Consider the following 19,213-nt stretch of genomic DNA (forward strand, 5'->3'; position numbering starts at 1 on the left):
CCACTCAAGTCAGCTGGAGGAATCGAAATGGCACGTGCGGTCGGCATCGACCTGGGCACGACTAACTCCGTCGTCAGCGTTCTGGAGGGCGGAGAGCCCACCGTCATCACCAACGCCGAGGGTGCCAGGACCACGCCGTCCGTCGTCGCCTTCGCGAAGAACGGTGAGGTGCTGGTCGGCGAGGTTGCGAAGCGTCAGGCGGTCACCAACGTCGACAGGACCATCCGGTCGGTCAAGCGCCACATGGGCACCGACTGGAAGATCGAGCTCGACGGGAAGCACTTCAACCCGCAGCAGATGAGCGCCTTCATCCTGCAGAAGCTGAAGCGCGACGCGGAGTCCTACCTCGGCGAGAAGGTCACCGACGCGGTCATCACCGTACCGGCGTACTTCAACGACTCCGAGCGTCAGGCGACCAAGGAGGCCGGTGAGATCGCGGGCCTGAACGTCCTGCGTATCGTCAACGAGCCGACGGCGGCAGCCCTGGCCTACGGCCTCGACAAGGACGACCAGACGATTCTGGTCTTCGACCTCGGTGGCGGCACCTTCGACGTCTCGCTGCTGGAGATCGGTGACGGCGTCGTCGAGGTGAAGGCCACCAACGGTGACAACCACCTCGGTGGTGACGACTGGGACCAGCGCGTCGTCGACTACCTGGTGAAGCAGTTCGCCAACGGTCACGGCGTCGACCTGTCCAAGGACAAGATGGCTCTCCAGCGTCTCCGCGAGGCCGCGGAGAAGGCGAAGATCGAGCTGTCGTCCTCGACCGAGACGAACATCAACCTGCCGTACATCACGGCCTCCGCCGAGGGCCCGCTGCACCTGGACGAGAAGCTCACCCGGGCTCAGTTCCAGCAGCTCACCGCGGACCTGCTCGAGCGCTGCAAGACCCCGTTCCACAACGTCATCAAGGACGCCGGCATCCAGCTGTCCGAGATCGACCACGTGGTCCTGGTCGGCGGCTCGACCCGGATGCCCGCCGTCGCCGAGCTCGTCAAGGAGCTCACCGGCGGCCAGGACGCCAACAAGGGCGTCAACCCGGACGAGGTCGTCGCCATCGGCGCCGCGCTCCAGGCCGGTGTCCTCAAGGGTGAGGTCAAGGACGTCCTGCTCCTCGACGTGACCCCGCTGTCCCTCGGTATCGAGACCAAGGGCGGCATCATGACCAAGCTCATCGAGCGCAACACCACGATCCCGACCAAGCGGTCCGAGATCTTCACGACGGCCGAGGACAACCAGCCGTCCGTGCAGATCCAGGTCTACCAGGGCGAGCGCGAGATCGCGGCGTACAACAAGAAGCTCGGGATGTTCGAGCTGACCGGTCTGCCGCCGGCCCCGCGCGGGGTCCCGCAGATCGAGGTCGCCTTCGACATCGACGCCAACGGCATCATGCACGTGACCGCGAAGGACCTGGGCACGGGCAAGGAGCAGAAGATGACCGTCACCGGCGGCTCCTCGCTGCCGAAGGACGAGGTCGACCGGATGCGCCAGGAGGCCGAGCAGTACGCGGACGAGGACCACCGTCGCCGCGAGGCCGCCGAGAGCCGTAACCAGGGCGAGCAGCTCGTCTACCAGACCGAGAAGTTCCTCAAGGACAACGAGGACAAGGTTCCCGGCGATGTGAAGACCGAGGTCGAGACCGCGCTCTCCGAGCTGAAGGAGAAGCTCAAGGGCGAGGACACGGCCGAGATCCGTACCGCCACCGAGAAGGTCGCCGCGGTCAGCCAGAAGCTCGGCCAGGCGATGTACGCCAACGCCACGCCCGAGGGCGGTGCCGCTGCCGGTGCCGACGCCCCCGCCGGCGAGCAGGCCAAGGCTGAGGACGATGTCGTCGACGCCGAGATCGTGGATGACGAGAAGGACGCGAAGGGTGGTGCCGCGTGACGGAGGAGACTCCGGGCTTCGACGAGAAGCCCGACGTCCCCTCCGGCGCCACACCTGACGACGCCGCCGAATCCGCCGAGTCCTCCGAGAAGGAGGGCCCGGCGGCCCCGGCAGGGGACGCAGCAATGATCGTCGGCCTGACAGCACAGCTGGACCAGGTCCGCACGGCGCTCAACGAGCGCACGGCAGACCTCCAGCGGCTCCAGGCCGAGTACCAGAACTACCGCCGTCGCGTGGAGCGCGACAGGATCACGGTCAAGGAGATCGCCACGGCGACCCTCCTGACCGAGCTCCTGCCCGTACTCGACGACATCGGCCGCGCCCGTGATCACGGGGAGCTGGTGGGCGGGTTCAAGTCGGTTGCCGAATCTCTTGAGACGGCCGCCGCCAAGATGGGCCTGCAGCAGTTCGGCAAGGAGGGCGAACCCTTCGACCCGACGATCCACGAGGCCCTGATGCACTCGTACGCACCGGATGTCACAGAGACCACGTGCGTCGCGGTCCTGCAGCCGGGGTATCGCATCGGCGAGCGGACCATCCGCCCCGCGCGGGTCGCGGTGGCCGAGCCCCAGCCGGGCGCGGCGCCGAAGGACGAGACGGCAACCGACGAGGAGAGCGGTGGCCCGGAAGAGGGCTGACGCAATGACAGGCCGAGAGGAGGGACGTCGATGAGCACGAAGGACTTCGTCGAGAAGGACTACTACAAGGTTCTCGGCGTCCCGAAGGACGCCACCGAGGCCGAGATCAAGAAGGCGTACCGGAAGCTCGCCCGCGAGTTCCACCCGGACGCCAACAAGGGCGACGCCAAGGCCGAGGAGCGCTTCAAGGAGATCTCCGAGGCCAACGACATCCTCGGCGACCCCAAGCGGCGCAAGGAGTACGACGAGGCGCGCGCCCTCTTCGGCAACGGTGGCTTCAGGCCAGGTCCCGGCGGCCCCGGCGGCACCTTCAACTTCGACCTGGGCGACCTCTTCGGAGGCACCCAGGGCGGGACGCAGGGTGGCGCCGGAGGCTTCGGCGGCGGTCTCGGCGATGTGTTCGGCGGCCTGTTCAACCGCGGCGCCGGCGGTGCCGCGGGTACGCGTACCCAGCCGCGCCGTGGCCAGGACATCGAGTCCGAGGTGACGCTCAGCTTTACCGAGGCGGTCGACGGGGCCACGGTCCCGCTGCGGATGTCCAGTTCGGCGGCGTGCAAGGCGTGTTCGGGCACCGGCGACAGAAACGGTACGCCTCGGGTGTGCCCGACCTGTGTCGGCACCGGCCAGGTCTCGCGCGGCGGCAGCGGCTCCTTCTCGCTCACCGACCCGTGCGTGGACTGCAAGGGCCGCGGCCTGATCGCGCAGGACCCCTGCGAGGTCTGCAAGGGCAGCGGGCGCGCCCGCTCCTCGCGCACCATGCAGGTCCGTATCCCCGCGGGCGTCTCCGACGGCCAGCGGATCCGGCTGCGCGGCAAGGGCGCGCCTGGCGAACGAGGCGGCCCGGCCGGCGACCTGTACGTCGTCGTGCACGTCGGTGCCCACTCCGTCTTCGGCCGCAAGGGCGACAACCTCACCATCACCGTGCCCGTCACCTACACGGAGGCGGCGCTCGGCGGCGAGGTGAAGGTACCGACCCTCGGCGGTCCCCCGGTCACGCTGAAACTGCCCGCCGGGACGCCCAACGGCCGTACGATGCGGGCCCGCGGCAAGGGTGCGGTCCGCAAGGACGGCACCCGCGGCGACCTGTTGGTCACCGTTGAGGTCGCGGTACCCAAGGAGCTGAGCGACAAGGCGAAGGAAGCGCTGGAGGCCTACCGCGAAGCCACCGCGGAGGAGGACCCGCGGGCCGAGCTGTTCCAGGCCGCGAAGGGAGCATGACGCAATGGACGGACGTCGCCGACAGTATTCAGCTGTCAGCAGGGCTTACGAACTGACCGACGAGTCGCCGGTGTACGTGATCTCGGTGGCCGCGCAGCTCTCGGGCCTGCATCCGCAGACCCTGCGACAGTACGACCGGCTGGGTCTGGTCTCACCGGACCGTACGCCGGGCCGGGGTCGGCGTTACTCCGCCCGCGATATCGAACTGCTTCGCACCGTCCAGCAGTTGTCGCAGGACGAGGGCATCAACCTGGCCGGAATCAAGCGCATCATCGAACTGGAGAACCAGGTCGCGGCGCTCCAGCAGCGGATTGTCGAGCTGTCGGCGGCCGTGGACGGCGCGGCGGCGGCGATGCAGCAGCGCGAGGCGCAGGTGCATGCCTCCTACCGGCGCGATCTGGTGCCGTACCAGGATGTGCAGCAGGCGAGCGCGCTGGTGGTCTGGCGGCCCAAGCGTCCCGAGTAGGACCGGAGTTGTACGGCTGAGGGGCCGGAGAGCGAGTCGCTCTCCGGCCCCTCAGCCGTGTGAAACATGAGTGGGGACGCCAGCTTCTTACGTCCCTTCTCATGTTCTCCCAGGTCCCCCGCGGCATACGGATCCCGCCGTTCTCGCCGGCCGCCCCGCCGTGGGCCTCAGCCTTCGTGCTCCAGGATCCCCGACTGTGCGATGAGATAGCCGAGTTGGGTCCGGCTGCCGCTGCCCAGCGAGGAGCCCAGCTTGGCGATATGGGCACGGCAGGTACGGACGTTCATGCCGAGCCGCCGGGCGATGGCCTCGTCCACATGGCCCTCGACCAGCAGCTTGGCGATCGAGCGCTGGACGCCTGTGATGCCGTCGAGCGGGGGGCCGTAGGAGACCTGCTCCTCCCACGGGATGCCGTGCAGCCAGAACTGCTCGAAGACGCCGACGAGATACTCGACGATTCCCTTGTGCCGTAGCTCAAGTGCCGAGAGCCTGTCGCTACTTGCCGGTATGAACGCCACTTTCCGGTCGACAATGATCAGCCGGTCGATGATCTCCTCGAGCGTGCGCACCTCCACGCCGGACGGGCCGACCTGCTCCATGTAGGCCAGGGTGGCCGGGTGGTGGCGGGCCGTGTGCTGGTAGAGCGTCCGCATCCGTACACCGCGGTCGATCAGCGGCTCCACGCGTCGCAGCGCCTTCTCCAGGATGTGCGGCTGTCGCCCGCTGCCGGGCTGCACCGTGAGAAGCTCCTCCGAACACTCTGCGGTGACCTGGTCAAGGGTTGTGTTGATGCGGTTGAGACCCTCGAGGACGGTGATCCCTTGTGGGACGGTGGAGTTCTGAGCACTGAACGCCATGAATGGCTCAAGAGCATCGGTCAGAGCGACAGTTCGACGTCGGCGCTCTTGGATCTCCCGCTCGATGGGGTGTATCAGCTGTGTCAGCGCAGTGGTCGGCGGAACCGGACGGAGCCATTGAGCGTCGTCGGGATCCGGATGCAGTAGGGCGAGATCGAAGAGACAGGGTGTGGGCTCCGCCTCTGACCGGGCTATTCGCCCGGTCCGCAGAGCGGTGATGTACAGATTCTTCCCCGCCTCGCACAGCTCGCCGTCTGCGTGAGGGTGTCCCGTTTCGCCCCCCTTCGATGACATGTGCACCCCCTCAGGCTCCTGCATTACAGGAACATGATGCCTGCCGTCGCTGGTGCAAGCGTTCGGAGTGAGACATCGTCTTATGCGCGGGGGAGGAGGAATGATCAAAAGAGGTGGAGATCACCCATGTCTAGGACGCTTCGTGCTCTTTGTGCTCTTGCCATAGCGGCGGCCGCGCTCGGTGCGGTGGCTTCCGGCGAGCCCTCCTGGGGTAGCTCTCCCGCCGGCGCTGTGACGGCAACCCCCGGCGAACCTTCGTGGGGCTTCGTTCCCGCGGACGCTGTGGCAGCAACGCCCGGTGAGCCCTCCTGGGGTTTCGTCGCAGCAGATGCGGCGCTTACCCCTGGTGAGCCTTCCTGGGGTGTAGCACCGGCGGCTGCCGCGGGCACTCCTGGTGAGCCTTCCTGGGGTGTCGCTCCGGCCCGCACGGACGCATGACCGTTCCACCGGACGACCGGGTCTTCCGGCGTGAAATGGCTACGGCCTACCGATCGGGGTGGCATTTCATCGACCTCGTCACGGCAATCCCCCACCGTGGCGACTCGTTGATGGTCACCCTCTTCGGGGAGCCGATCGTCGTGGCGCGCGAGGAGGATGAGGACGTCCGCGCGTATCGGTGCCTTCGCAGGCCCCGTGGGGCTCCGCAGCCCGTCCGCTGTGCCATCCGGTACGGCATGATTTTCGTCAATCTTGACCAGCGGGATCACCAGCTGGTCGAGCCCGACACCACCGCCACCCCCCGCAGTGCCTGAGCGGTTCCCCCGTCGTTTTAAATCGCTCAGGTGCTTCCCCCACACAGCGGCGCCATCGTGGACCTGAAACACGATGGCGCCGCTGTGCTTTTCCCGTACGGGGCTTCTCCCGTGCGGAAGCGGGACGGCCGACGGCAGCCGCGTCCCTCAGCCGCGTCCGTCAGCCGCGCCCCAGCGCCCGGTCCAGGGCGATTTCGATGAGCACCCGGTCCGGGTTGGGCGCCGGCATCCGCTCGTAGCGCTCCGCGTAGCGCCGTACCGCGTCCTCGATGAGCTCCGGCTCCGTGCGTACGGTCGCCCGCCCCTCCAGCGTCGCCCAGCGCCCCCTGTGGACCTGACAGACGGCCACGCGCGCCCCGCCCTGCCGGTCCGCGGCCAGGATGTTGGCCACCTTCCTGCTGCTCTTGTTGGTGATGATGCGGGCGAGCCCCGCCTCGGGGTCGTACGTCACGCCCACCGGCACGACGTGCGGGCTGCCGTCCGGACGCTGTGTCGTGAGTGTGCACAGATGGTATTCACGCCAGAACGCGAGGTACTCGGGACCGGGGTTGCGTACGTCGATGGCCATGGTCTGCAGGGTAGTGGCGGCAATGGTTCGCGTCGGCATGTCCTGGCCCGCCCATACTTGAGTGAAGTAGACTCAACTTAGTGCAGGTTGAATGAGTCAGTGTTGAGGGAAGAGTCCCTACAGCGAGGAGGAGAGGCCGCAGTGGACGCCGAGCTGACCAACAAGAGCCGGGATGCGATCAACGCCGCCACCACTCGGGCCGTGTCCGAGGGGCATCCCGATCTGACCCCCACGCATCTGCTGCTCGCGCTGCTCGCGGGCCAGGACAACGAGAACATCACCGATCTGCTGGCCGCGGTCGAGGCCGACCAGGCCGCCGTACGGTCCGGGGCGGAGCGTCTGCTGGCCGCGCAGCCCAGCGTCACCGGGTCCACCGTCGCGCCGCCGCAGCCCAACCGCGAGCTGCTCGCCGTCATCGCCGACGCAGCGCAGCGGGCCAAGGAACTCGGGGACGACTACATCTCCACCGAGCATCTCCTCATCGGAATCGCCGCCAAGGGCGGGCAGACCGGGGAGGTGCTGGACCAGCAGGGGGCCACGGCGAAGAAGCTGCTGGCCGCGTTCGAGACGGTAAGGGGAGGGCGCCGGGTGACCACCCCCGACCCTGAGGGGCAGTACAAGGCGCTGGAGAAGTTCGGTACGGACTTCACCGCCGCGGCCCGCGAGGGCAAGCTCGACCCGGTCATCGGCCGGGACCAGGAGATCCGTCGCGTGGTGCAGGTGCTGTCGCGGCGTACGAAGAACAACCCCGTCCTCATCGGTGAGCCCGGCGTCGGGAAGACCGCGGTCGTCGAGGGCCTCGCCCAGCGGATCGTGAAGGGCGACGTGCCCGAGTCGCTCAGGAACAAGCGGCTGGTCTCGCTCGACCTCAGCGCGATGGTCGCGGGTGCGAAGTACCGCGGTGAGTTCGAGGAGCGGCTGAAGACCGTCCTCTCCGAGATCAAGGAGAGCGACGGCCAGATCATCACCTTCATCGACGAGCTGCACACCGTCGTGGGCGCCGGCGCGGGCGGCGACTCGTCCATGGATGCGGGCAACATGCTGAAGCCGATGCTGGCGCGCGGCGAGCTGCGCATGGTCGGCGCGACGACGCTCGACGAGTACCGCGAGCGGATCGAGAAGGACCCCGCGCTGGAGCGGCGGTTCCAGCAGGTGATGGTCGCCGAGCCGTCCGTGGAGGACACGATCGCGATCCTGCGCGGGCTCAAGGGCCGGTACGAGGCACACCACAAGGTGCAGATCGCGGACTCGGCTCTGGTCGCCGCCGCGACGCTCTCGGACCGGTACATCACCTCGCGCTTCCTGCCGGACAAGGCCATCGACCTTGTCGACGAAGCCGCCTCCCGGCTCCGTATGGAGATCGACTCGTCGCCTGTCGAGATCGATGAACTCCAGCGCTCGGTCGACCGGTTGAAGATGGAGGAGCTCGCCCTCAAGAACGAGACCGATCCGGGCTCCATGCAGCGCCTGGAGAAGCTGCGCCGCGACCTCGCCGACAAGGAGGAGGAGCTGCGCGGCCTCACCGCGCGCTGGGAGAAGGAGAAGGAGGGCCTCAACCGCGTGGGTGCGCTGAAGGAGAAGCTCGACGAACTGCGCGGCCAGGCCGAGCGGGCCCAGCGCGACGGCGACTTCGACACCGCGTCCAAGCTGCTGTACGGGGAGATCCCGGGCCTGGAACGGGAGTTGGAGGAGGCGGCGGAGGCCGAGAAGGAAGCGGCCAAGGACACCATGGTCAAGGAGGAGGTCGGCCCGGACGACATCGCGGACGTGGTCGGCTCCTGGACCGGGATCCCGGCCGGGCGGCTGCTCGAGGGCGAGACGCAGAAGCTGCTGCGCATGGAGCAGGAGCTGGGAAGGCGGCTGATCGGCCAGACCGAGGCGGTGCGGGCGGTGTCCGACGCGGTCCGGCGCACCCGGGCCGGGATCGCCGACCCCGACCGGCCGACCGGCTCGTTCCTCTTCCTCGGCCCGACCGGTGTCGGCAAGACCGAGCTGGCGAAGGCCCTCGCCGACTTCCTCTTCGACGACGAGCGGGCCATGGTCCGCATCGACATGAGCGAGTACGGGGAGAAGCACTCCGTGGCCCGGCTGGTCGGCGCTCCTCCCGGGTACGTCGGCTACGAGGAGGGCGGCCAGCTCACCGAGGCGGTGCGGCGGCGTCCGTACTCCGTCGTGCTGCTCGACGAGGTGGAGAAGGCGCATCCCGAGGTCTTCGACATCCTGCTCCAGGTCCTCGACGACGGCCGGCTGACGGACGGGCAGGGCCGGACGGTGGATTTCCGCAACACGATCCTGGTCCTGACGTCGAACCTCGGCAGCCAGTACCTGGTCGAGCCGCTCACCTCGGAGGAGGAGAAGCGGGAGCAGGTCCTGGAGGTGGTCCGGGCGACCTTCAAGCCGGAGTTCCTGAACCGGCTGGACGATCTGGTGGTCTTCTCGGCACTGTCCCGCGACGAGCTCGCGCACATCGCGAAGCTCCAGATCGACCGCCTCGCGCAGCGCCTCGCCGAGCGCAGGCTCTCGCTGGAGGTCACCCCGGCGGCGCTGGAGTGGCTGGCCGACGAGGGCAACGACCCGGCGTACGGGGCGCGCCCGCTGCGCCGTCTGGTGCAGACGGCGATCGGCGACCGCCTCGCGAAGGAGATCCTCGCGGGTGAGGTCGCGGACGGCGACACGGTACGGGTGGACCGTTTCGAGGACGGCCTGATCGTGGGCAAGGCGGGCTGAGGCGGTGCGGGGGCCGTCTTGCCGAGGCGAATGGCTCCGGCCGGAAATGTCAGACTGCATCGGATCGGGTGAGTCGGGGGTTGCCATGCCCCGCCGGACATGGGAGAGGATGGCGGGAACCGTACGAAGGGAAATACACGGTGACCATCGATCCGTCCTCGATTCCTAATTTCGGGGGCCAGCCCCAGCCGCAGGCCGCAGGACCGGCGGGCCCCGTCGTTCCCGATCAGGACCTGGTCAAGCAGCTCCTCGATCAGATGGAGCTCAAGTACGTCGTCGACGACGAGGGCGACCTCGCCGCGCCGTGGGAGGAATTCCGCACGTACTTCATGTTCCGCGGCGAGGAAGACCAGCAGGTCTTCTCGGTGCGGACCTTCTACGACCGTCCGCACGCCCTTGAGGAGAAGCCCAAGCTCCTCGACGCGATCGACGACTGGAACCGCCGCACCCTGTGGCCGAAGGTCTACACGCATATCCACGACGAGGACGAGGACGCACCCAGCACGGTCCGCCTCATCGGCGAGACGCAGATGCTGATCGGCATGGGCGTCAGCCTGGAGCACTTCGTGTCGTCGACGGTCAGCTGGGTCCGGGCCTCGATCGAGTTCGACAAGTGGCTCGTGGAGCAGCTCGGCCTGGAGCCGTCGGACGAGCAGTCCGCCGACGAGAAGCCCGCCGACGACGAGGCCTGAGCGGCCCCCCGGCAGCACCGGCTACGGCGCCAGCGGGGACAGTGTCACCAGATACGTCCCGTAGGCGAACGACAGCCCGGCCAGCGCGACGGTCACCACGACCGCCGCACTCGGCCGGGCTTTCGTCATGACGCGGGCCACCGGCAGCAGCAGCGGAAAGGCCGGCAGCAGAAAGCGCGGCTTGGACTCGAAGAAGCCGGAGCCGCCGACCGTGATCAGCACCAGCACGATGGTGTAGACGAACACCGCCAACGGCGGCCGCTCCAGAGCGAACAGCACGAACAGGACCACCGCCGCCGCGACGATCAGCAGCGCCACCACGGGTGGGAACATCGCCGGGCGCAGCACGATGTCGCGCACCACCTTCAGCGCTCCGATCCCGAAGTCGAAGCGCGAGTTCCAGCCGCGCTGCACGGCGAAGTACCCGTCCAGCGGGTCGCCCTTACGGAAGCCGACGAAGAGCACATAGCCGCACCAGCCGAGCGGGGCCACGGCCGCGCCCGTCCAGATCCGCCACCCCGGGCGCTCGCCCCGCCGGTACGCCTTGGACACCTCGTACGCCGCCACCGCGAGCACCGCCGCGGCCACCGCGATCCCGTTGGGCCGGGAGAGCCCGGCGAGTGTCGCGAGCGTGCCCGCCCACACCCAGCGGCGGGTGAGCAGCGCGTACAGCGACCAGGCGGCGAACGCGGTGAGCACCGGCTCCGTGTACGCCATGGAGAGCACGATCGAGTGCGGCAGCAGGCCCCAGAGCAGGACCACCGCGGTCGCGATGCGCCGCCCGCTCAGCCGCTCGACGACCGCGTAGATGCCCCAGGCGGCCGCCGCGGCCGCGGACCAGGAGAGCAGCAGCCCGGCAGTGCCGCTGGTCACCGGCAGCAGGGTTGTCACCCCGCGCAGCAGCCCCGGGTAGAGCGGGAAGAACGCCAGATCGCTCTGGACCGAGCCGTCCGGCCAGCGCAGGACGCGGCCGTAGCCGTGCTCGGCGATCAGCATGTACCAGTCGGAGTCCCAGGCACGGGCCACGAGCATCCGGGGCGAGCGCCCGATGTGCCAGGCCCAGCCCGCCATCACCAGCAGCCCGGCCAGCCGCGCCGCCGCGAACAGCCCCAGCGCGGGGGCTGCCCTCAGCAGCGCGGTGCGCCAGCGGGGAGCGGGCCTGGCAGCCGCCGCCGCTGCGCTGTCGAAAGTGTCGGCGGACAGGGTGCACCTCCGGGCGCGCGCAGGGGGTCGGTCAACCCGACCTTGTGCCGCCCAAGGCGCACGCGCGAGCGCTGCGCAGCAGATGGTGCTGGTTCTTACCCGGTCGGCTGAAGGTGTGCGTGTCACTCGTGACAGCGGGCGGTTCAGCCGTTACTGAGCCCCTTCAGGCGGGTCACGGCCTCCTGGAGCACCGACTCACGCTTGCAGAACGCGAATCGGACGAACGGCGCGCCCTGGTCGCGGTGGTCGTAGAAGACCGCGTTCGGGATGGCGACGACCCCGCACCGTTCCGGCAGCGCCCGGCAGAAGGCGAAGCCGTCGTTCTCGCCCAGGGACCGGATGTCGGTGGTGACGAAGTACGTGCCCGCCGGGCGGTAGACCTCGAAGCCGGCATCCACCAGACCCGCGCTCAGCAGATCCCGCTTGGCCCGCAGACCGTCCCGCAGGTCCTCGAAGTACGTGTCCGGCAGCCGTAGCGCCTCGGCCACCGCGTACTGGAACGGCCCCGCCGACACGTACGTCAGGAACTGCTTCGCCGACCGGACCGCCGTGACCAGCTCGGGCGACGCCGTCAGCCAGCCGACCTTCCAGCCGGTGAACGAGAACGTCTTGCCGGCCGAGGAGATGGTCACCGTGCGCTCGCGCATCCCGGGGAAGGAAACGATCGGGACGTGCTCGCCGTCGAAGGCGAGATGCTCGTACACCTCGTCGGTGACGACGAGCAGATCACGCTCGACGGCGAGTGCGGCGATCGACGCCAGCTCCTCGCGCGTGAGCACCGTGCCGGTCGGATTGTGCGGCGTGTTGAGCAGGATCAGCCGGGTCCGGTCGGTGATCGCGTCCCGCAGTTCGTCCAGGTCGAGGTGGTACGAGCCGTCCCGCGGCCGCAGCGTCACCGGTACCCGCGTCCCGCCCGCCAGCGCGATGCACGCGGCGTACGAGTCGTAGTAAGGCTCCAGCGCGATGACCTCGTCGCCCGGCTCCACCAGCGCGAGCAGCGCCGCCGCGATCGCCTCCGTCGCCCCCGCCGTGACCAGGACCTCCGTGTCGGGGTCGTACGACAGGCCGTACCGCCGCTGCTGGTGGTCGGTGATCGCGGTGCGCAGCTCGGGGACCCCGGGACCCGGCGGGTACTGGTTGCCACGGCCGTCGCGCAGCGCCCGTACCGCCGCCTCCCTGATCTCCTCGGGGCCGTCCGTGTCGGGGAAGCCCTGGCCGAGGTTGATCGACCCGGTCCGTACGGCCAGCGCCGACATCTCCGCGAAGATCGTCGTGCCGAATTCCGCCAGCCGGCGGTTGAGCAGCGGTCGTGGTCCGGGTTCGCGTCCAGTCATGGTCGACATCCTGTGCCCAAGCTCTGGAGTTGCTCAAGTCTGCTTTGGGTCTTCGGAGCCGGGGGCATCCCCCTCTCACACAAGAAGCGGTCACGCAAAGACGCGGGGGGCTCGCTTCGGGGGAATGGAAGGACGGTGAGAGCAATGGCAGCTTTCTTCGGGATTCTGATGGCCGTATTCGTCTTCGCTGTGATCATGGCCAGCAGGGCACACGCGAAGAAGAACAACAAGGTCAGGACGGTCAAGAGCCGTCGGCGCAGCGGGGCCGGGGGCAGCGGTGGCAGCTGGTGGGCGGGCGGCGGCGGCGCGTCCTGCGGCGGCTCCTCGTCCTGCGGCGGCTCTTCGTCCTGCGGGGGTGGCTCCTCGTCCTGCGGTGGCGGGGGCGGATGCGGTGGCGGAGGCAGCTGACACGGGGCAGCCGGTCCGCGACCACTGAAGGCACCCGGCGGGTGAACTACCGCCGGGTGCCTCCTTGTTGGCTGCTCCGTCGGCCGCCGCGCGGCTCGCTCCACGGCTCACCGTTGTCGACCCTGGCGGCCCTTTTCTGTTGAACAGTTGAACTGTAAGGCCCCCGAGGGGATGGAAACCCAACCAAGTTGGGTAAAAGCGCTGTGGGTGCCGCGTAGTTCATGATTCCCTCGCTGTTGGAACCTGTAGGAACCATCCAGCCCCTCGTTCCTCATGTGGACCCGAGCAGGCGTTCCCCGCTTTCTTGACCTTCCCCCCTCCGGGGCGCCCCCGGTCCACGTGTCCACCTGCCGAAGCGTGTTTGCGGAGCCGACCCATGCTCACGACCCTCAAGACCGCCTATTCCGATACCAGTGCCGACGACCTCGCCTGGGCGTTGGGCCGGGAGCCGCTCCCTGCCCTGGCCGTACTCGATCTCGAACTGTCCGGTGCGAAACTGCAGTTGAGACTGCTGGGCGCCTCCCATCAAGTGCTGCTGGAGGAGGAGCGGGGCAACTGCTCCGAGACCGTCGCCTGCATGCGCGGCAGCAGCACTCCGCTGCCGCTCGGCGTGGCCAAGCGGCTCGGCGACTGGGAGTACGAGTTCGCGGCCCATGTCGAAACGCTCACGAAAGGGTCGTTCGCGGGGCGCGCGCAGGAGCTGCTCGCGCTGGTCGCCGACCACCCGAACGGACTGGCCGGCACCTTTCCCGGCTCGCCGCACGCGTTCACCGCGATGCTGGCACAGCGGTTCGACGACCAGGTGCGGTGGCGCACCTGGCACGCCTATCCGCAGGAGGGGCGCCTCGTTGTCACCCGAACGCGTGTCGGTGCCCGTATGCCGGCCCTGCTGTAGTCGCACCCTTGTGGGTGACAGAGTGAAGGTGTGCAGTGACGTAGCGTTACAAACATGATCGACCAGCGGCCGACCTCACCGCCCGAGAGCGTGCTGCGGCTGCCCGTCCGCCCGGCCGCCGGCCGGTATCTGGTGCTGGTCGCGGTCTTCGTCTGCGCCGCCTGCGGGCTGGTGTACGAACTCGAACTGGTCGCCCTCGCCTCGTACTTGATCGGCGACTCCGTCACCCAGGCATCCGTCGTCCTCTCGGTGATGGTCTTCGCGATGGGCGTCGGCTCGCTGCTCGCCAAGCGGCTGCGCTGCCGGGCCGCAGTCGGCTTCGGTCTGCTGGAGGCCGCGCTGGCCCTGATCGGCGGCTGCTCGGCCATGGTGCTGTACGCCTCCTTCGCCTGGATCGGCGAGTCCCGGTTCGTGCTGGTCGTGTTCTCCCTGGCCATCGGCGTGCTGATCGGCGCCGAGATCCCGCTGCTGATGTCCCTGATCCAGCGCATCTCCCGGCGCGACGCGGAGGGCACGGTGGCCGATCTGTTCGCCGCCGACTATGTGGGCGCCCTCGTCGGTGGACTCGCCTTCCCGTTTCTGCTGCTGCCGTGGCTGGGTCAGCTCATGGGCGCGCTGCTGACGGGAGCCGTCAACGCGGTGGCGGGCGGGCTGCTGGTGCTGTGGCTCTTCCGCCGCGATCTGACGACCCGTTCGCGCTGGTGGCTGCTCGCCGCCAATGTGGCGGTGCTCGCGGTGCTGGCGGCCGCGGCGGTCCTGGTCGACGACTTCGAGCGGGCTGCGCGCAGCGCGGTCTACGGGCACCAGGTGCGGGTCGCCGTCCACACCGACGTACAGGAAGTCGTGCTCACGGGCGGCCGGTCGGGGCCGCCGGATCTCTTCCTGGACGGTCGGCTGCGTGTCAGCGGGCGCGACGAGTACCGGTACCACGAGGCGCTGGTCCACCCGGCGATGCGCGGGCCGCACGCACGCGTACTGATCCTGGGCGGCGGCGACGGGCTGGCGGCGCGCGAGGCGCTGCGGTATCCGGATGTCCGGTCCGTGACCGTCGTCGAACTGGACCCGGGCGTCGTCCGGCTGGCGCGCACGGACCCGGCGCTCGCCACGCTGAATGCCCACGCCTACCAGGATCCGCGGGTGCGGGTCGTCCCGGCGGACGCCTTCTCCTGGCTGCGTGCGCCCCAGGGGACGTACGACGTGGTGATCTCGGACCTCCCCGACCCCGGCATCACTCCCAGCACCAAGCTGTACTCCCAGGAGTTCTACGGGCTCGCCGCACGGGTCCTCGCGGACGGCGGGCGGCTGGTCGTGCATGCGGGGCCGCCGGCCTCCCGTCCGCACACCTTCTGGACGGTCGACGCGACGCTGCGCGCGGCCGGGTTCGGCACCCGGCCGTACAGCGCTACCGGCCGGCTCCCGGGATTCGCCGCAGGACCGGACCGTGTGACGGGCGCTGCCGCCGCGTCGCGTGACTGGGGGTTCCTGCTCGCCGTCGTGGGCCGGGTCCCGCGGCTCGGACTCGACGCCGAAGTACCGCGGCTGCGGGCACTGGGCCCGTCCGCGCTCGCGGCGGGGGTGCGCGCCGCCGAGCGGACCAGGCTGCCGGACCTGCCGCCGTCGACGTTGGTGCACCCGCGGTACACGGACTGAGTACGGACTGCGCAGTACACGGACCGAAACGCTGACGTAGCGGTCCTGCCTGGGTAGGCTCGGCTCCCATGGAGCATGAGGTGTTCGTTCCGCTTCCGGCAGAGACCCTCCGACAGGCGCTGCGGGACCCCGCGCGGGTCGCCCGCTGCGTCCCCGGGCTCCAACAGGCCGCGGAGGAGTCGGCCGGCCCGCTCTCCGGGCGTCTGAAGATCCGGATCGGCGGGCACACAATCACCTACCGGGGCACCCTGCGCATTGTCGAGCAGGGCGACATCTTTGCTGTCGAGGGCGAGGGCGTGGAGGCGCGCGGCACGGGCTCGGCCAAGGTGACCCTGACGATCCGTCCGGAACCCACCGACGGCGGTACGAGGCTCTGCTTCACCGGGACGGCCGGCGCGGAGGGCAGGCTGGCGGAGCTGGCCGACTCGACGACGGCATCGGCCGCGCACCGGCTGCTGGACCGGTTCGCCGACCGGCTCGCCCTGACCGCGGAGCCGACACCGGAAGAGCTGGAACAGCCGGTCGACGGCGGCGAGGCCCCTGCGGACGCCGCGAAGCCGTCCGTGTTCGATGCGCCCGTGCCGCCGCCGTCGCTCGACCCGGTCGCCGAGGAGCAGTTCGACGCAACGGATGTGCCGGACGTGCCCGGCGCACCGGACCTGCCTGCCGTACCGGACGTGCCAGATGTGCCGGAGGTGCCCGACGCATCCGAAGCACCGGAGCTGCAGGAGCTCCCCGCCGTCCCCGCCGAGCCGCCCGCCGAGGCCGCACACGCCCGCCGCACCATGATCGGGCGCAGCGCCGAAGAGGTCGACCACGCCCCGCCGCGCGGCCGCTACGCCCCTACGCCCGCCCCCGACGCGGGCACCGCCGGCGCGACCCTGCGCTGGCTCGCGCCCGCCGCGGCCCTCGCGCTCGCCTCCGCGGTCGTCGTCGGACGGGTGCTGCGCCGCCGCAAGTAGTCGCCGGTCGCCAGTACTGTCGTCGTGTGAGTAGCAGCGAAGAAAACATCCGGCTGGCCGCCGGAGACGTCGAGTTGACCGTGCATCCGCAGAACGGCTGCCGCATCGCGAGCCTGCGCATCGGCGGCACCGAGGTGCTGCGACAGGGCGAGCGGTACGGCTCCTTCCCGATGGTCCCCTGGTGCGGCCGCGTCGGGAACGGCCGGTTCAGCAACGGAGACGTACGGCATCACCTGCCGCTCAACTCACCGCCGCACGCCATCCACGGCACGGGCCGCGACACTGCCTGGCACACCGCCCGCGCGAGCAAGAGCGAGGCGGCCTTCACCTATGACCTCGCCGACCCCTGGCCGTACGGCGGACGCGTCACTCAGGCCTTCGAACTGGCCGAGGACTCGCTGATCCTCACCATGGGCGTCGAGACGTACGAGAACTCCTTCCCGGCCCAGGCCGGCTGGCACCCGTGGTTCCTGCGCAACCTCGGCACCGGTGAGGACGCACGGATCGACTTCACGCCCGAGTGGCAGGAGGAGCGTGGCCCCGACCATCTGCCCACCGGCCGGCGCGTCGCCCCGCTGCCCGGCCCGTGGGACGACTGCTTCGGGATGCCCGACGGTGTCTCGGTCAAGCTCACCTGGCCGGAGCAGCTGGAGCTCACGGTCACCAGTCGCGCCCAGTGGGTCGTCGTCTACGACGAGGAGGGCGAAGCCATCTGTGTGGAGCCGCAGTCGGGCCCGCCGAACGGTCTCAACACCCACCCGCAGCTGGTCACCCCGATCGAGCCGCTGGAGATCGCGACCACCTGGGCCTGGCGCCGCCTTTAAGCTCATGGGCATGACTGACGTACGTGCTGAGCTGCTCCAGCAGATCAAGGACAAGGCCGTGGTGCACGGCAAGGTGACCCTCTCCTCGGGTCTTGAGGCCGACTGGTACATCGACCTGCGCCGGATCACGCTGGACGGCGAGGCCGCGCCGCTGGTCGGCCAGGTGATGCTCGATGCGACCGCCGAGCTGGACTACGACTGCGTGGGCGGTCTGACGCTGGGCGCCGACCCGGTGGCGACGTCGATGCTGCACGCCTCGGCGGCGCGCGGGCAGCGGCTCGACGCCTATGTCGTACGCAAGACGGGCAAGGCACACGGCATGCAGCGCCGGATCGAGGGCACCGACGTCAAGGGCCGCCGCTGTCTGGTCGTCGAGGACGTCTCGACCACCGGCGGCTCCCCGCTGACCGCCGTCGAGGCGGTACGGGAGGCCGGCGGCGAGGTTGTCGCGGTCGCCGTGATCGTGGAGCGGGGCGCGGCTCCGGCCATCGCCGAGGCGGGGCTGCCGTATGTCAATGCGTACTCGCTCGATGAGCTCGGGCTCGCCTGACCCTCCTTCGCCGACTCGTGACCTAGGTCCCGAGACGCGCTCTGACCTGCGATGACGTCGAGGGGCGTGCCGTTTCACGTGAAACAGCACGCCCCTCGCGCAGGTCGGCGACCCACGCGGGGTGGAGCCGCGCGCAGAGTCTGGAAAGATGGGCGCCGACGATGACGTCGCCCCCAGGTCAGGGCCAAGCACCACATACCCGCACATCACAAGGAGCGGACACATGCCCATCGCGACTCCCGAGGTCTACAACGAGATGCTCGACCGGGCGAAGGCAGGCAAGTTCGCCTACCCGGCTATCAATGTGACCTCGTCCCAGACCCTGCACGCTGCGCTTCGCGGCTTCGCGGAGGCCGAGAGCGACGGCATCGTCCAGATCTCCACCGGTGGGGCCGAGTTCCTGGGCGGCCAGTACAAGAAGGACATGGTCACCGGCGCGGTCGCGCTCGCCGAGTTCGCGCACATCGTCGCCGCCAAGTACGACATCAACGTCGCGCTGCACACCGACCACTGCCCGAAGGACAAGCTGGACGGCTATGTCCGTCCGCTGCTCGAGATCTCCGCCGAGCGCGTCAAGGCCGGCCAGAACCCGCTGTTCCAGTCCCACATGTGGGACGGCTCGGCCGAGACCCTCGCCGACAACCTGGCCATCGCCCAGGAGCTGCTCGCGCAGGCCGCCGCCGCCAAGATCATCCTCGAGGTCGAGATCACCCCGACCGGCGGCGAGGAGGACGGCGTCACCCACGAGATCAACGACGAGCTGTACACCACGGTCGACGACGCGCTGCGCACCGCCGAGGCGCTCGGCCTGAGCGAGAAGGGCCGCTACCTGCTGGCCGCCTCCTTCGGCAACGTCCACGGCGTCTACAAGCCGGGCAACGTCGTCCTGCGCCCCGAGCTGCTGAAGGACCTGCAGCAGGGTGTCAGCGAGAAGCACGGCCTGAAGGCCGGAAGCCAGCCGTTCGACTTCGTCTTCCACGGTGGATCCGGCTCGACGGTCGAGGAGATCGCCACCGCGCTGGAGAACGGCGTCGTGAAGATGAACCTCGACACCGACACCCAGTACGCCTTCACCCGCCCCGTCGCGGACCACATGTTCAAGAACTACGACGGTGTGCTGAAGGTCGACGGCGAGGTCGGCTCCAAGAAGACCTACGACCCGCGCACCTGGGGCAAGGCGGCCGAGGCCGGTATGGCCAAGCGTGTCGGCGAGGCCTGTGCCGCGCTGCGCTCGGCGGGCACCAAGCTCAAGTAAGCGGCTGGGGCAGCCGGCCCAGGCCGGCAGCCCGAA

At 69.4% G+C, this 19,213-nt stretch carries 18 protein-coding genes; 14 read left to right on the plus strand and 4 right to left on the minus strand.

Features of this window, described 5'->3' with window-relative positions; translation table 11 throughout:
• Positions 1-27: 27 nt before the first annotated feature.
• Genes dnaK through OG735_RS22790 form a run of 4 tightly spaced genes read left to right on the plus strand, consistent with a single transcriptional unit; the run spans position 28 to position 4,206 of the window.
• A complete protein-coding gene (gene dnaK / locus OG735_RS22775) occupies positions 28-1,884 on the plus strand; it encodes a molecular chaperone DnaK (protein WP_327325017.1) in 1,857 nt (618 codons plus the stop codon).
• On the plus strand, positions 1,881-2,522 hold the full coding sequence (gene grpE, locus OG735_RS22780; RefSeq protein ID WP_327325018.1) for a nucleotide exchange factor GrpE: 642 nt from the start codon (positions 1,881-1,883) through the stop codon (positions 2,520-2,522). Before dnaK ends, grpE begins: the two co-directional genes overlap by 4 nt.
• 30 nt (positions 2,523-2,552) lie before the next feature.
• Positions 2,553-3,740, plus strand: a complete 1,188-nt coding sequence (gene dnaJ / locus OG735_RS22785) for a molecular chaperone DnaJ (RefSeq protein WP_327325019.1) — start codon at positions 2,553-2,555, stop codon at positions 3,738-3,740.
• 4 nt (positions 3,741-3,744) lie between these two features.
• Positions 3,745-4,206 (plus strand): heat shock protein transcriptional repressor HspR, encoded by a 462-nt coding sequence (locus OG735_RS22790; RefSeq protein WP_327325020.1) that lies wholly within the window; start codon positions 3,745-3,747, stop codon positions 4,204-4,206.
• A 167-nt stretch (positions 4,207-4,373) separates the two neighbouring features.
• On the opposite strand, the gene OG735_RS22795 is transcribed toward OG735_RS22790, so the two are convergent.
• Positions 4,374-5,357 carry a helix-turn-helix transcriptional regulator gene (locus OG735_RS22795; protein ID WP_327325021.1) on the minus strand — a complete coding sequence of 328 codons (984 nt, stop codon included), beginning with the start codon at positions 5,355-5,357 and terminating at the stop codon, positions 4,374-4,376.
• Between the two features lie 434 nt (positions 5,358-5,791).
• Here OG735_RS22795 and OG735_RS22800 point away from each other — a divergent pair, with 434 nt between their 5' ends.
• A complete protein-coding gene (locus tag OG735_RS22800) occupies positions 5,792-6,109 on the plus strand; it encodes a (2Fe-2S)-binding protein (RefSeq protein ID WP_327325022.1) in 318 nt (105 codons plus the stop codon).
• A 160-nt stretch (positions 6,110-6,269) separates the two neighbouring features.
• Here OG735_RS22800 and OG735_RS22805 read toward each other — a convergent pair whose 3' ends face one another.
• Positions 6,270-6,677, minus strand: coding sequence for a pyridoxamine 5'-phosphate oxidase family protein (locus OG735_RS22805; protein ID WP_327325023.1), 408 nt, complete (start codon positions 6,675-6,677; stop codon positions 6,270-6,272).
• A 141-nt stretch (positions 6,678-6,818) separates the two neighbouring features.
• Here OG735_RS22805 and clpB point away from each other — a divergent pair, with 141 nt between their 5' ends.
• Entirely contained in the window at positions 6,819-9,404 is a 2,586-nt protein-coding gene (gene clpB / locus OG735_RS22810) for an ATP-dependent chaperone ClpB (RefSeq protein ID WP_327325024.1), read from the plus strand.
• Positions 9,405-9,544: 140 nt separating this feature from the next.
• A complete protein-coding gene (locus tag OG735_RS22815; RefSeq protein WP_327325025.1) occupies positions 9,545-10,096 on the plus strand; it encodes a YbjN domain-containing protein in 552 nt (183 codons plus the stop codon).
• A gap of 21 nt (positions 10,097-10,117) precedes the next feature.
• Here OG735_RS22815 and OG735_RS22820 read toward each other — a convergent pair whose 3' ends face one another.
• Positions 10,118-11,425, minus strand: a complete 1,308-nt coding sequence (locus OG735_RS22820; RefSeq protein ID WP_327325026.1) for a glycosyltransferase family 39 protein — start codon at positions 11,423-11,425, stop codon at positions 10,118-10,120.
• Between the two features lie 17 nt (positions 11,426-11,442).
• Positions 11,443-12,642 carry a pyridoxal phosphate-dependent aminotransferase gene (locus tag OG735_RS22825; protein ID WP_327325027.1) on the minus strand — a complete coding sequence of 400 codons (1,200 nt, stop codon included), beginning with the start codon at positions 12,640-12,642 and terminating at the stop codon, positions 11,443-11,445.
• Between the two features lie 135 nt (positions 12,643-12,777).
• Here OG735_RS22825 and OG735_RS22830 point away from each other — a divergent pair, with 135 nt between their 5' ends.
• The 7 genes from OG735_RS22830 to fbaA all read left to right on the plus strand — a co-directional run bounded on the left by OG735_RS22830 (position 12,778) and on the right by fbaA (position 19,177).
• Positions 12,778-13,041: a hypothetical protein gene (locus OG735_RS22830; RefSeq protein WP_327325028.1), complete on the plus strand. Its 264-nt coding sequence runs from the start codon at positions 12,778-12,780 to the stop codon at positions 13,039-13,041.
• A gap of 376 nt (positions 13,042-13,417) precedes the next feature.
• Positions 13,418-13,936 (plus strand): DUF2617 family protein, encoded by a 519-nt coding sequence (locus OG735_RS22835; protein ID WP_327325029.1) that lies wholly within the window; start codon positions 13,418-13,420, stop codon positions 13,934-13,936.
• Positions 13,937-13,990: 54 nt separating this feature from the next.
• Positions 13,991-15,586 (plus strand): polyamine aminopropyltransferase, encoded by a 1,596-nt coding sequence (locus tag OG735_RS22840; protein ID WP_327325030.1) that lies wholly within the window; start codon positions 13,991-13,993, stop codon positions 15,584-15,586.
• A 68-nt stretch (positions 15,587-15,654) separates the two neighbouring features.
• Positions 15,655-16,548, plus strand: a complete 894-nt coding sequence (locus OG735_RS22845) for an SRPBCC domain-containing protein (protein WP_327325031.1) — start codon at positions 15,655-15,657, stop codon at positions 16,546-16,548.
• Between the two features lie 26 nt (positions 16,549-16,574).
• Positions 16,575-17,372, plus strand: a complete 798-nt coding sequence (locus OG735_RS22850; protein WP_327325032.1) for an aldose epimerase family protein — start codon at positions 16,575-16,577, stop codon at positions 17,370-17,372.
• Between the two features lie 10 nt (positions 17,373-17,382).
• Complete coding sequence (gene pyrE, locus OG735_RS22855) at positions 17,383-17,922, plus strand: orotate phosphoribosyltransferase (protein ID WP_327325033.1); 540 nt, start codon at positions 17,383-17,385, stop codon at positions 17,920-17,922.
• A 223-nt stretch (positions 17,923-18,145) separates the two neighbouring features.
• Positions 18,146-19,177: a class II fructose-bisphosphate aldolase gene (fbaA, locus tag OG735_RS22860; protein ID WP_327325034.1), complete on the plus strand. Its 1,032-nt coding sequence runs from the start codon at positions 18,146-18,148 to the stop codon at positions 19,175-19,177.
• Positions 19,178-19,213 lie beyond the last annotated feature (36 nt).

The sequence above is a fragment of the Streptomyces sp. NBC_01210 genome (assembly GCF_036010325.1).
Lineage (GTDB): Bacteria > Actinomycetota > Actinomycetes > Streptomycetales > Streptomycetaceae > Streptomyces.